Origin of the sequence: Labrenzia sp. 5N (genome assembly GCF_012395805.1) — a bacterium.
Lineage (GTDB): Bacteria > Pseudomonadota > Alphaproteobacteria > Rhizobiales > Stappiaceae > Roseibium > Roseibium algicola.
Genome location: NZ_JAAZTM010000020.1, coordinates 688740 through 702999, shown reverse-complemented (window position 1 = coordinate 702999; position 14260 = coordinate 688740). Strand labels below are relative to the sequence as shown.

Here is a 14260-nt window from a genome sequence, read left to right as displayed (position 1 = left end):
GGCTTTGCCTCTGACACCTGAAGTGCGGACTGAGAAAGTGGGCGGTGGGTGTGCTGATCGGAAGCTCTGAACAGCGGAAACGGATAGCGAGCGCGGTCTTGATCGTGGTCGGCGTGATCGCCGCCGTGGCTGTTCTGCGCACGGTTGCCCTGACCACGGCGTTCGATCGGTTTCTCTGGGAGTTTCGTTTCCATACGATCGAAAGACCGGTCTCCGGCGACATCGTGGTCGTGGATATCGATGCCAGAAGCCTGAATGAACTTGGCGTATGGCCATTGCCGCGCCGTCTTTATGCCGACCTGACAGATCATCTGGCTGAAGCGGGCGCCCGCGACATCGTATTCGACATCGATTTCAGCTCAACTTCCAATCCTGAAGATGACACGCTGTTTGCAGCCGCGATCGAGCGCGCCGGGAACGTCAGCCTTGCCACGTTCCTGCAAGCTGCTTCGGCTGAACAGGATGCCGGGCAAGTCGTCAACCAGCCGATCGAACAGTTTCTGAATGTAGCCTGGCCGGTCGTCGTCATGGTTCCGATGGAAACCGACAGCCGCATCTGGCGAAATCTGTACGGTTTCGAGATCAATGGGAATTCGGAGATCTCTGCCGCGGCTCTCCTGGGCGAGTACACCGGAGACGCAGCCGGAAGTTTCGGCATTGATTACAGCATCTCACTGGAACAGATGGAGCGGGTATCGCTTGTTGATGTCCTGAACAAGTCAGCGGCCCCAGGTCTGTTTCTGGACAAGAAGGTGATCGTCGGTGCAAGTGCGCAGGAGCTTCGAGACCTGTTTCCTGTTCCCGTCTACGATGTCTTGCCGGGAAGTATAATTCAGGCACTCGGGGCCGAAACGCTGTTGCAGAACAGGGCCATGGAAGTCAGGGGTGAGGGGATTGCGGTCCTGTGGGCACTTCTCGTCTTCTTCGCTCTGCTTTTGACGAAAATTGAAGGCTGGGCCCTCAAGATCAGCATTCTTGCGCTCTGCGCGATCATGTTTGAAATTGGTGCCATTGCCATCCAGAAGTCGGCTCCCGTCCTTGTGCCGACCGCAAGCTCGCATCTCATTCTGCTGTTGGCAGCCGCAAGTATCGTCTTGCGGGAACTGGGCTTTCACAAGCTTCTCTCACACATCGCCAACGTCAGACGCCGCAACAGCGAGCGTATGCTCGGACTTGTCTTCGACGACAGCTTTGATGCAATCGTTGTCGTTCAGAATGACGGTCGTGTCTCCGCTGCAAGCCAAATGGCCCGCTCATTGTTCCAAAGCGATGCTCTTGTCGGTAAGCCTGCCAGGAATGTACTGCCGCTGGAGCTGGTTGAAGAAGCTTTGTCAGTTCTTGCAGACCCTGGAAACCGTCAGCCGGTGGCCAAGATTCTGGACATGCGCCTGGATGACGGAAGACGCCGGTTTATCGAATATGTTGTCACGCGCTCTGAACGCACGATCGCGAAATCGAAGAAACTGCGCGATATGGAAACCGAAGCGGTCGCCTGTCTGACATGTCGGGATGTGACGGAAGAAAAGGAATCCGCGGAACGCCTTGCTTATCTCGCACGGTTCGATCCAAGCACCGGGCTTTTCAACCGGAACGGTTTTGAAGAAGAAGTTGCCGCAACGCTTAAGCTGGCTCGCGGCACGGGCCAGGAAGTATGCCTGGTTCAATTCGCGATTGCCAATTTCGATCAGATCGTTGCTTCGCTCGGATTTTCCTACGGTGACCAGCTTCGTGAAACGGTCGCGATGCGTCTGAAAAGCCATCTTTCCGCTCGCACGACATGGGCAGCCATTACAGCAGATGTTTTTGCAGGCGTATTTCGCTGTGAGCCGGATCAGGATCTGGCGCTGATCGAGTCGCTCCAGGAAGTGATCGGCGAGGACTACAAGATCGAAGGCGCCAGAATCTCGGTGCAGCTCAAGTTCGGGTACATCGTTACCAGCGGAGACATGACACCCGAGCATCTTTTGAAGAAATCCGGCAATGCCCTTGCCAAGGTCCGGCGAAACAACCGGTCGCCGGTCCTGCGTTTTCTGCCGGAGATGGACGCAGCGCTACAGCGCCGGCGCCAACTGGAGACGGAACTCTTCAAGGCAATCGTCCGTGACGAGCTGCACATGGTCTATCAGCCACTCACCAATCTGGCCGACCGGTCGATCTTCGGCGTTGAAGCGTTGCTGCGATGGGACCATCGGGAACTGGGGCCGATCTCGCCCGCCGAGTTTGTCCCGATTGCCGAGGAGAACGGTTATATCGTTGAATTGGGGGCCTGGGCATTGAACAGGGGAATGAAGGAAGCGCTGACCTGGTCGAGCCACCTTCGTCTGTCCATCAATGTGTCAGCCATACAGTTCAGCCGCGGCAATCTTGTTGCCACTGTCGGCGAGGCGCTGCAACGAACCGGCTTCCCTTCGGACCGCCTGGATCTCGAGATCACGGAATCCCTGTTCATCGATGAAACGCTCGACCTGAAGTTTGCCATGGAAGAAATGCGGGCGTTCGGCTGCAGCTTCTCACTGGACGACTTCGGGACCGGCTATTCTTCACTCGGCTACCTGCCCAAATATCCGTTCTCGAAGATCAAGCTCGACAAGACATTTGTTCGCCAGTCGATCGCCAGCAAACAGGACATCTCCGTAATCGAGGCAGTTCTGCATATGGCGAAGGGCTATGGAATGTCCGTCATCGTCGAGGGTATCGAAACCGTTGAACAGGCTGAGCGGCTTCGCGAACTGGGCTGCAAGTGCGGTCAGGGCTACCTTTTCGGGCGCCCCATGAGTTCCGCCAATCTCCAGTCGACACTGCTCAACGCAGCGTAATGCGTCCCGGCGTCGGGCCGGGACGCAAGGCAATTACATGCCGAGGCCGCCGATGCAGCTATATTTCACGTTCAGATAATCATCCAGACCGTACTTCGAGCCTTCGTTGCCCATGCCGCTGTCCTTGATGCCGCCAAAGGGGGCAACCTCTGTCGTGATGACACCTTCGTTGACCCCGACAAGACCATACTGAAGCTGTTCCATGACGCGGAAGGTGCGACCAAGATCCTTGGTATAGAAGTAACAGGCGAGGCCGAATTCGGTGTCATTGGCAAGTCGCACCGCTTCTTCTTCGGTGTCGAACTTGAACAGAACGGCAAGCGGGCCAAAGGTTTCTTCGCGTGCCACTTTCATCTCGGACGTCGCCTTGGTGATCAGTGTCGGCTCGAAAAACGTTCCCGGGCCGTTGGGGCGGTGTCCGCCTGCAATCAATTCACCACCCTTGGACAGCGCATCCTGCACGTGATCGGCGACCTTTTCGACAGCAGCTTCGTTGATCAGCGGGCCTTGGGTCGTTCCGGCTTCAAGACCGTTGCCGACCTTCAGCTGCGCTGCCATCGCGTCCTTAAGCTTCTGGGCAAAAGCGTCGTAGACGCCTGCCTGCACATAGAGCCTGTTGGCACAGACACAGGTCTGTCCGGAGTTGCGGAACTTGCTGGCGATTGCCCCTTCGACGGCCTTGTCGAGGTCGGCATCGTCGAAAACGATAAAGGGTGCGTTGCCGCCGAGCTCCATGGAGATCTTCTTCATGTTGCGGCCAGCATTCCCGGCCAGCAGCTTGCCGACTCGGGTTGAACCGGTGAACGTCAGTTTCCGCAGGACGGGGTTCTCGCACATCTCCTCGCCAATCGCCGGAGCGTCACCTGTGATGATGTTGATCACGCCCTTGGGAAGACCGGCCTTTTCCGCCATCACGCCGTAGACCAGCGCTGAATAAGGGGTGAATTCTGCAGGCTTCATCACCATCGTGCAACCAGAGGCCAGGGCTGCGCCGAGCTTGCGGGCAATCATCGAATTCGGAAAATTCCAGGGAGTGATCGAGCCGACGACCCCGACAGGTTCTTTGGTCACCAGAATGCGGCGGTCTGCCCACGGCGAGGGGATGGTGTCGCCATAAACCCGTTTGCCTTCCTCGGCAAAGAAACGGATATATTTCACTCCAAGCGCGATCTCGCCTTTGGCTTCTGCAAGCGGCTTGCCCATTTCCGTGGTCAGGAGGGCGGCCAGGTCGTCAAGGTCGGCCATGATGGCATCGCAGAGAGCGTGCATGTGGTTGGCCCGCGCCTCTGCCGTCAACGCTTTCCAGGCGGGAAGCGCGGCCTCGGCAGCCGCAATCGCCCTTGCGGTTTCAGGACGCCCGCAGAAGGGAACGGTTCCGATCGTCTCTCCGGTCGCAGGGTTGGTTACGGCGACGGTCTGTCCGCTGTCCGCGTCGCTCCATGCTCCGCCGATAAACACTTTTTCCTTCAAGAGTGCAGCATTCAATGACATGGGTAGTTTCCTGAACCGTGAGAGGGGCAGACGCTGGTGGTCTGACGGATCGCCCGGCAGAGAGTGCATTCTGTTGAACGCGAGGAGCGGAGCCAGAAAGGCTGGAGGGTCCAGCTTTCGGGCCTTCGCTCGATTCCGGCCAGGAAATCGTTGACCTAGAGATAGGGGGGAGGCGCGAGGTCTGGCAAGCGCTTTTCCCGGCCAAGCGTACTGTGCCGGAAAATAGTAGGCAGACAAACAAGCAGTCAGGCCACGGTCTGGCGACCCAAGAGGGGCGGGGATGCGGATAATCCACTTAACGCCTGCGCCGAAGGACGCCAGTCCCCTTGCTTTGCAGAATTTTGAGCCAAGCAAATCAAGCGCTTGAAAACGGCCACTTTTTTATTGGCGGCCGTCACAAGAAGATTGGTCAGTCAGCGAAATGGATCAGCCTTCAAGACGATCCTGTAGCGTGGCAATCTCGTCGGCAAGTGCCTGAGCCTGGCGTTGAACCCTGTCGAGGGCAACACGCATGCTGTCGAGATCGGAGGTCGTGCTGCTTTCCGAAACCGGCGGTGTACCCCGGCCAACCAGCAGCCACGTCGGGCTTACATTCAAGATACCGGCAAGCAAAACGAGTTTGTTGGAACGCGGCTCGGACCGGTCACTTTCCCAGCTCTGCAGGGTGGATGTCTTGATGCCCAGCCGACGTGCAAGCTGGGCGGTCGAAAGATTGGAGGCATCGCGCGCCTTGCAGATCCGTTCACCCAGAGTGTAGTCACTGCTGTTCACCGACATGATTGCACCCCCGTCATTCACGGCTGTCTCCGTCACCGAAAAAACGGTTTCCTCCGGATGGGACGGAGTATTTCTCATAAATTGTTTGGTCATGGCGGGCACACTCGCACGAGACACAAGTGCACTGCAACCGTTGGCGGGCAATTTGTCGCAATCGCGGTTTCCAGCGGCGGCTACACGCTTCGCCCCTGTCAGATTTGCCGGGAACGGGAGTGGGCTCAATACTCGCGTTCAAAAAAGATACCGGCCTTAGAAGATCCGTCCGCACCGACTTCACCACGGACCTTCAGGCCGCGGTCCAGGTCAATGTCGACCTTCACCCGGCTGGAACCGGTACCCGTGCCTTGTTCAACGCCGACGTAGATGTTGTCATTGATGTATTTGCCGACAGCGACAGAAGGGCCGTTGTCCCCGTCCGTGTTGATGTCGATGGCATCCAGGCCCAGAGACTTCCGGATCGTGGCAAGCGGTCCGTTGTCGCTGCCCCCGGTGAGGGTGGCTATGGCCGCCGCAAGCCGTGCCACCTGTGTGGGCGACAGGTTGCCGACGCTCTTGCCGAACAGAAGCAGTGCCAGAACTTCATCTTGCGGAAGTTCGGGGGACGAGGAGAACGCGATCTGGGGATCGTCTGCCTCGCCGCTCACGGTAACGGTGATGGTGGTGTCGCTCACGACTGTCGTCGCCGCAAAGTCGAGGACAGGCGTCAGTGAGCCCTCGAAAGTGGCGTTGCCGCGAGAGAAGATCAGGCGGCGTGTGAGAATGTCGAGCTGGCCACGCTTCAGTCCGAAAGCACCGATTGCCTGCGGCGAGGCCGTTGTGCCGACGATCTTGAGATTGCCCTGTAGTTCCGCATCAAGACCACGACCGCGAATGAAGATCCGTCCCGGTGCGGACAGGACGATGTCCAGACGCGGCGGGAAGGTCTTTTGCTGGGTCTGTGTTTGGGAGACTTCGCCACCAAGTTCTGCAACCTGCTGCTGAATCGCCTTGGAAGCATTGATATGCCGAACATCAACGGGAGGTATCGCACCGGGCAGATACTCGGGAATTGAGACGTCCGCCTTGTTGATCGATACCTGACCGCTGATAAGGGCAGATGCGCTGGTAGAAGCAAGCGGACCGGAAACCTTGAGATCCGCATCCACTTCCGCAGTCACCAGGCCAGGATCGACGTAGCGCCCATTGTCCAGTTTCAGGCTGAGATCCGCCGGAAATCCGTCCTTCATACCAACAGTGCCTGACGCAGACATGGAGCCGCCCGTCGCAAGGTCACCGGCAATGCCGTTCAGCGACGCTTCGTTCTGGCTGACCGAAGCCGTGCCGCGAATGTTCTGAACAGTGATACCTGTCGACAGGCTGGTGATCTTCAAACCGTTGGGCGTGGCTGTGATCTGGTAAGTGGGGGCTGCCGCCGAACCGCCGACATTGCCGCTCAGGGCGATTGTGCCTTCACCGCGCAAACCTGCCTCGATCATGGGGCGTCTGAGAGCTGCCGTCGGCACGTTGCCATTCAGGGTTAGAGCAATCGGATTGGGTTTCTGCAGCCCGACCGTTCCCGCAGCCGTGAGGTTCAGTCCATTCGGATCGCTGACCTTGGTCGTCTGGTCGATCCGGTTGTCCTTCAATGTACCTGAGGTCGACAGACTGAGCGCGGCCAGACCGTTGTTTCGCAATTCGTTAGCCGTCAGACCTGTTCCGGAGATCGACCAGGTCGCTTCGGGAGCCGATGAGCTACCTGTGGCAGACACTTTCCCGGAAAGAGCACCACCGAGACCAAGCGAGGGGACAAAGGCGTTGGCAAGATTGAGCGGAATGGATGTCAGGTTGGCGTTCAGGTCAAGCGTCTCGCCGGCCTTGCCGGACACCGCAAGCGAGCCATTGCCAAGCTGAAGCTCCAGTGGTTCGATCGTCGCTTCACCGGCCGCATAGGAAATGGTTGTCGGCTGCTTCAACTGGCTGGCGATACCCTGATATCGCATGGCAAGCTCGGACAGGGCGACGACGTAGGAGCCAGCTTCCGGTTCGTTCACCTGCGCTGCAAGCGTCACGCCATCCTTGCCGTTCTTGTCCAGCTTGACGTCCGCCGTGATTGCGGTGCCGCCATTTTGAGGCTGGGCCTGAAGGCTCACCGCATGAACCGGGGTCGCATCTGTCAGGATGTCTGAAAGCTGAATGTCCGCAGTAACGGTCTCTGGCTCGTATGGGGCAGTAAGATTGGCCTTAAGCTTCACGCTGCCGAGACTGACTGCGGGCACGCTGATATCGCTTCCGGTAACGTCAAGTGCGAGTTGCCGCGTTTCCGGATTGGCTGTCACGGTGCCTTGAATACGTCCGGCGATTTCCGTCAGAAGGAGAGGAGAGAGCGAGGCAAGGTCCGGAGCATCGATGTTCAACGTGCCCTTGAGCGTTTCAACAGGCTTGTCGAGATCTGTCAGAGAAAGTTCACCGGTCACGGTGTTGCCCGCCAGTTTGACGGAAAGCGGGCTGACACTTGCCCCACCGTCCTTGCTGGTAAGCTCGACATCAACGGCAATGGGTTGGCCGTTCAGGCTGGCGCTGCTGGTAATCTTGGCTGTAGGCGCGGCGGGATTGGCCGTTGCCTCTGCAGAAAGTTTCAAGTCATCCAGTGGTGTGCCTGCAAGCATGATCTGCTTTGAAGAGGCAACCGCCTGCACTTCAAGCGCGTCGATCGGACCTTCCGTGCTCGCTTCGAGTTCCAGCGAGCCGGCAAGTTGCGGATCGACCTTTGCGAGATCGGTAAGGCTGGTCGTCAGGCTGGAACTGAGTTCGTTCTGCCGGTAACGGGCATTCCCTTTCGCATCCAGCGCCTTGTTCGTAACCGCGAGACTGGTGACGGAAATATCGTCCACTCCTTGAAGATCGACAGACACGTCGATGCGTGTTTCACCTTCAAGAAGCGCGTCGGCCTGAGGAACTGCCGTCCCGACATCCCTGGTGACGAGAGCGCTGGTGATCGTGCCCGACAGTTGGCTTGGATCAAGATCCAGCGAAAATGTTCCGTTCAAAGCACCGGCCAGATCGCGGCCTGCCAGGCCCGACAGACGGGAAAGGTCGGCGAGCGAAAGCCTGCCCGATCCGTTGACAGCGTCGGCTGACAGGTTCGTGTCCGACAGAGCAAGCGAGGCGACAGCGGTTGAAAGGGTCAGATCCTTGATCTCGGCCGATTGGGTTGAGCCGTTCACGGCGCCCGTGGCCTTCAATTCAAGTGAACCGGTCAAAGGCTCTGTTTGCGGCGTAATGCCTTCCAGCCTGTCAATGGCGAGCGACAGCGAGAAGGGTGACGTCAGCGTTCCTTCGGAGAGATCTGCTCCATTTCCGAAGGACGACAGCGTGATGGCTCCAGTCCTGGCTTCCGTTGTCTGCAGTGACTTCAGGTCAATCTTGGTTTGCCAGTCGACCGCGGAGCGTTGACCGAAAACACGTACCGTTCCGGTCAGCGGACCGAAGGCAATGCGCCTCTCGCCAAGGTCGAGCGCAATCAGCGCGTCATTCCCGGCACTTACGGCAAGATCCGCCGCGGCGTTGACGGCATCGTTCTCAAGATCGGCCTTTGCTTCCAGGGAAAGTGTTTGTGTTTTCAAAGTCAGGTTGGCCGAAAGAGGGGCGAACTCCGTAGAGAACCTGGCAGCTCCTTTGGCATTTGTCGTTCCGAGCAGAAAGGCTTGTGCCGCGGGAGGTGCAAGCGGCGCGAGATCACCGTCCAGATCGAAGGCCAGATGTCGTTCGGATGCATTTTCCTCGATTTTTGCCGAACCGGTGACGGTGGTCCTGCCATCGAGAGCCACACTTAGGTTGGCTGCCCAGTCGGTCAGGGGACCATCACCTTTGAGGGACAGATCCAGCGCGGGCAGGTCGGGAACTTCAAGAAGCCGTGCGGCAAGGCCCCCGCGCGGTTCGGACACTTCAATATCGAAGGCAAGCGTTTCGGCGGCGGGTTCAAACTGTGCCTTGGCCACAAGACCGGCTTCTATGCCGTCGATCCGGTGCAGGTCGAGATCGGCAGTGACAAGTGCCGGGTCGAGCGCGAAAGAGCCTGATCCTGCGGCCGTCAGGGAGACAGGTACTCCCAGCAGGGGAGCACCGAGGTTGATTTCGTCAAAGCCCAGACGTTCGAGAGTGACGTTAAATGGCAGCGATACACCGCCCGATGAGTTGCTCTCCTCGGTCACTGCCACCTCTTCAGCCGGTGGCTGGACAGGTGTTCTTTCCAGATCTATCCGGGATGCGGTGAGAGAAGAAATATCGAGATTGCCGGCAAGGAGCCGCATGGGATGCCAGTCGGCGGCAACGTTCTCGACGTTCAGCCAGGTTCCTTCCTTGTCGGCCAGGGAGACCTTGCCGACTTCAGCCTTCAGCCCAAAGCTGATGTACAATTCTTCAATCGTGATGGTCTGATTGTCGGACGAGGCAAGCGTGCTGACGACGCTGGACACAAAGGTGCGGCCCGCCGGCACTTGCAGGGCACAAAGCGCGAGGACGGGAATAGCAATCGCAACCGCGATCAGGAATCCGAAGATTCGCAAGGAAAGTTTCAGAAAACGCATCTGCGTTAGAACGCCTGGCTCAAACCTACATAAAGGGCGAAGTCCGGGTCATCCTGTCCCGGATCCAGCGGCACCGCAGCATCGACTCGCAGCGGGCCTATTGGAGTAAAGTAGCGCAGACCAGCGCCAACGCCCACCTTCAGGCTCTCGGAAAAATCGGGAATGCTGTCTTCGTATGCATTACCTGCATCAACAAATCCAACGATTCCAATGGTTTCGGTTACCATGACGCGAACTTCACCGGAAAGCTCGATAATTGAGCGTCCACCGGTAACTTCACCATCCTTGCGTGGACCGACGTTGCGATAGGCGTAGCCACGGATGGACCCGCCACCACCGGCGATGAACCGCCGGCTGGCGGGAACCGATTCCACGGACGGCGCCAGGATCGACCCTGTGGAGACGCGGCCCGCAAGAATGAAACGCTTGGCCTGATCGAGCGCATAGTAACTGGAAACAGTGCCTTTGATGAAACCCATCGCGTTGCTGTTCAGGGTATCGTAAGCGGGCTCCGCAAACAGGGCTGCGAAAATCCCCTTGGACGGATTGAGCTTGTCATCACGGTTGTCGAAGGTCAGGTCCGCCGGCAGTCCAACCAGCAGATAGTCGCCATCGCCGAAGGCGTCTTCTTCATTGGCGTAAAAGACCTCGGCGCCCGCGCGGCCTTTCAGCTGCTCGGAAAATTCCCTGTTGAGATAGGCGTCATAGGTAATCGACCGGCTCTTGTAGGCGTCGGGATGTTCCTGGCGTGCCTGCAGGCTGGTCGAAAAGCTGGTAAGCGGGCCGAAAACGCCTGGCTTTTCAAAGGCAATCCGCGCCGAGTACTCCATGTCGAGGACGCTCTCGTTGCCGATCCTGCCAACGGACCCTTCAACAGAGAGCAATTCGCCCCGGCCGAAGAGATTTCTTCTGCGCCAATAGGATTCGACACCAAAGCCCTCGGTACTGGACCAGGAAGCACCGGCACCGATCACGTGGCGCTTGCGCTCGCTCACCTCGATGGTGACCGGCATGGTGCCGTCTGGGCCTTCGATTTCCCCTTCCACGAGCCGGATGGACGAGAAGATGCCGAGTTCGTTGAGCCGTTTGCGTGCACGGGCCAGGTCTTCAGGCGAATAGACGCCTCCGACCGGAAGCATTGCCTGCTGGACGACGAAATCCGGGTCAGTGACTTCCGTACCTTTGACCGAGACCGGGCCGAAACGTGCCTGATGGCCCGCATCGGCGATCAGCGCCACGGCGAGGGTGTTGGTGCTATGGTCCGCCGTTATCCGGCGTTCAGCAATCCGCGCCTTCGGATACCCGCGATCGCGCAGAACCGCGATCATGCGCTTTTCCGCCGTCAGGATCTTGCCGGAAGCAGCGACCTCGCCTTTCGCGAGGCCCCAGAAGGACGGGTCGGTGGACAGATCGCCGTCCTGGGACGAAACGTCGATATTGCTGAAGGTGAAGACCGGCCCCGGATTGACCAGAATCTCAACCTTCACCGGCCGAGCGTCAGGCAAATCACTTTGTTCAAGAGCGGTTTCAAGCGGAATGCCCGCAAGCGTGATATCGACAGTTCCACCGTAGCGGCCATCGGCATAAAGCTGGGCGATCAGCCGTTCACGATCAGAAAGAGAGCGTGCGAGCAGGCCTGCCTCGCCGGAGGGAGGCTTTTCCTGTTGCTGTACCAGCAGCGAGGCGTCTTTCAATTCCTTGGTGAGATCATCCGCACCATTGGAGATTGTCAGGTCTGCCTCGTAGGGCAGGGGATCGGGAACAGCGTTGGCTTCGTCTTCCGCCGATTCGAAAAACTTCCAGCCGAATATTTCAAAGGAATTTGCGGGAAGGGGAGCAGCAAGAAGAAGGGCACAGGCCAACCCAGCACCAGCCGGGCGCAAGGCAACAAAAGAAACACCGCCAGCCAACCAGGCTGCCAATGAGGAAAATGCGTTGAAACGCTTGCCGGCGAACCTGCCGGACTTGCAAGACGGTAGACCCTTCACTCACTGCCGCCTGTTTAATTGGTCAGCCGAATTGCATCTGATAACAGCGCAATTCAACCATCTGCGTTTGCAGCCCCTACGTTACGCACCTTAAAGGGCCATGGTTAAGCGAATACAAACACGATAGACCATGGCGCCGGAACGAGTTCAAGAGAGAAGGTGGCACAAGACTTTAGTGAATGTGCCGCAAGAACGCGCGAAAATATTCTTGCGCGCGCTTTCGTGCCGGCCGGTTATTACTCAAAAAAGCGCTTCTTCCTCCGGAAGGTCAAGCAGACGGCGAGCAGCCGTCAAGGTGTTGACCATCAGCATGGCAATCGTCATTGGACCAACGCCGCCGGGAACCGGTGTTATGGCACCTGCAACCTCTGCTGCTTCTGCAAAGTTCACATCGCCAACCAGGCGAGCCTTGCCTTCACCCAGGTCCGGAGCCGGGATTCGGTTGATGCCGACATCGATAACGGTCGCGCCCGGTTTGATCCAATCGCCCTTGATCATCTGCGGCCGACCGACCGCCGCGACGACGATGTCTGCGGAACGCACGACGTCCGGCAGGTCTCTGGTGCGGCTGTGAGCGATCGTGACAGTGCAGCTTTCCTGAAGCAGAAGGCTCGCCATGGGTTTGCCGACGATGTTGGATCGGCCCACCACGACTGCGTTGAGACCCGAGAGCGTGTCGCCGAGTGTGCGCTTCAACAGCACCAGACTACCGGCAGGTGTGCAGGGCACCAGCGCACTGTCCCGTTCTCCGGCAGTCAGCAGTCCAACATTGACAGGATGGAAACCGTCGACATCCTTTTCCGGACGGATGAGGCGCAGCACCTTGCTCTCGTCGATATGTCCCGGCAAAGGCAGCTGCACCAGAATTCCGTGAATATCAGGGTCGTTGTTGAGCTGGTCGACAAGTGCCAGCACAGCGTCCTCGCTGGTGTCGGCAGCGAGCGTGTGTTTCACGGAGTGAAAACCGCAAGCTTCGGCGGCCTTGTCCTTGTTGCGTACGTAGACCTGGCTGGCAGGATCCTCACCCACCAGGACGACCGCCAGACCGGGGCGTTTGCCGCTGGTTTCCAGCAGCTTGGCTGCCCGGTTGGTGATTTCTTGCCTGACACTTTCCGCGATAGCCTTGCCATCGATGATCTGAGCCTTGGGCATTCGGCCTCCTCATTGGTCGCACGTCTTCTTTAACCGGCGACAAGCTATAGAGCTCTGTATCGAAATGAAAAAGGCCGAATGCGTCTTTTACTGCTCTGGTTTCGCCATGCACGCCTTTTTGACGCGGACTGCCCGGTCAAAGTGATTCTGCGAAATCGTGAAGTTCCGAGATGGCGCAAACGATGTGATAGAGCGAACTTGCCGGTGCGGGTTCATCGACAAAGGTTCCGTTGGGAGAAAGCTTGTCTCGCCACAAGCCGGCGGGGACATCTGCAAAATAGACCTTCAGTGCCTGGACGGCTTCCGGAATATCCGACAGGTAGGCATCCCTTTCCGCGCCGGTTGAAACTTCTGCCAGAGCGACGGCGGCCTTGATCCATTCCGTCTGTCCCCACAGGCGTGCCATGGGGTCACGGACGGAAAAATCGTCGTTCAAGGCCATGAAGGCGACACCGCGGCTTTCATCTATGCCGTAGGTCCATGCAATGTCATAGAGGCGCCGCGCTGCAATCAGGGCGCCCGCATCCATTCTCGATTGCCCCCATCTTGTCAGGAGCCAGGCCCATTCGAACTGGTGACCGGGCTCCATGACACGGCCCTTGTCACCGTCAAACGGGGTCCAGTCGCTGTTGAAGAATTCTCGAAGCCCGCCTGAAACCGGGTCGATGAAACGCGTCAGGGCAAGTTCGGCGATTTCATCAGCAAGGTCTGCCCAGGCCGTATCCGAAGAGACTTTTTCCCATGCGAGGCACGCTTCGAACATGTGCATGTGCGGATTGGAGCAAAGCGGTTTCTTCGCGGGAGAGGCTTCTTGAAATCCTGCTTCCGGATGACGATAGGCCGTCATCAGATGGTCCAGCAGCTTGTCGGCGTGTTCGCTTGCGCTGGTTTTACAGGCGGGAAGATCCGCTGCCAGCTTGGCGAAGCCAAAGAGGGAAAAAGACTGATTGTAGAGGTCGAAACTCGTGTCTGTGACGGTGTTATTCGTGTCAACACAAGAGGCGTAGTGTCCGTCCGGCATCAGGAACGTGCTCGTATACCAGCCATAAAGTTCGGTTGCTAATTCCTCGGCTGGTCCTGTCCACCCGAGCTTCTTGCCTTCCAGAAAGGAATAGATCTGCCTGCTTACGACCCGCGCGCGCCGCGTGACCGGAAGGCCGGCACCAGTTTTGAGGTCGATAACGTCAAGACTGGTTTTTGTTTGCGAGTCGATACCGGCAGTTGACCAGAGCGGCAAGGCCGAATCCCGCAGCCAGATTGTTAATTCTGACGAGAGAATTTTAATGTTTTTAATGTCGTTATGCCGGTTGCTGGCGGTCATAAGATACCCCGAAGACAGATGTTGGAAGCTCTGACGCTGAATTCGATTATCGACGCTCACATGCCGAACAGAAGACGATAAATTGGAAATTTATCAATTCACTAGGAAAAGACGGTGTAGTGTTACAGCAAAGTCACAGCTGGGAGGTTT

7 protein-coding genes are annotated in these 14260 nt (G+C 57.9%); 1 reads left to right on the top strand and 6 read right to left on the bottom strand.

The window, feature by feature from the left end:
- Positions 1-50: 50 nt before the first annotated feature.
- The gene (locus HEP89_RS23700) at positions 51-2816 is read left to right on the top strand and encodes an EAL domain-containing protein (RefSeq protein ID WP_209014805.1); all 2766 of its coding nucleotides are present in this window, start codon (positions 51-53) and stop codon (positions 2814-2816) included.
- Positions 2817-2849: 33 nt separating this feature from the next.
- Here HEP89_RS23700 and HEP89_RS23695 read toward each other — a convergent pair whose 3' ends face one another.
- The 6 genes from HEP89_RS23695 to HEP89_RS23670 form a co-directional block, all read right to left on the bottom strand.
- Positions 2850-4307 carry an NAD-dependent succinate-semialdehyde dehydrogenase gene (locus HEP89_RS23695; RefSeq protein WP_168693199.1) on the bottom strand — a complete coding sequence of 486 codons (1458 nt, stop codon included), beginning with the start codon at positions 4305-4307 and terminating at the stop codon, positions 2850-2852.
- Positions 4308-4733: 426 nt separating this feature from the next.
- Complete coding sequence (locus HEP89_RS23690; RefSeq protein WP_228148044.1) at positions 4734-5105, bottom strand: helix-turn-helix domain-containing protein; 372 nt, start codon at positions 5103-5105, stop codon at positions 4734-4736.
- 197 nt (positions 5106-5302) lie between these two features.
- The gene (locus tag HEP89_RS23685; RefSeq protein ID WP_168693198.1) at positions 5303-9649 is read right to left on the bottom strand and encodes a translocation/assembly module TamB domain-containing protein; all 4347 of its coding nucleotides are present in this window, start codon (positions 9647-9649) and stop codon (positions 5303-5305) included.
- A gap of 5 nt (positions 9650-9654) precedes the next feature.
- Complete coding sequence (locus tag HEP89_RS23680) at positions 9655-11637, bottom strand: autotransporter assembly complex family protein (RefSeq protein WP_022999443.1); 1983 nt, start codon at positions 11635-11637, stop codon at positions 9655-9657.
- Between the two features lie 240 nt (positions 11638-11877).
- Complete coding sequence (gene folD / locus HEP89_RS23675) at positions 11878-12789, bottom strand: bifunctional methylenetetrahydrofolate dehydrogenase/methenyltetrahydrofolate cyclohydrolase FolD (protein WP_077293026.1); 912 nt, start codon at positions 12787-12789, stop codon at positions 11878-11880.
- Between the two features lie 136 nt (positions 12790-12925).
- The gene (locus tag HEP89_RS23670; RefSeq protein ID WP_228148043.1) at positions 12926-14026 is read right to left on the bottom strand and encodes an AGE family epimerase/isomerase; all 1101 of its coding nucleotides are present in this window, start codon (positions 14024-14026) and stop codon (positions 12926-12928) included.
- Between the last annotated feature and the right edge of the window lie 234 nt (positions 14027-14260).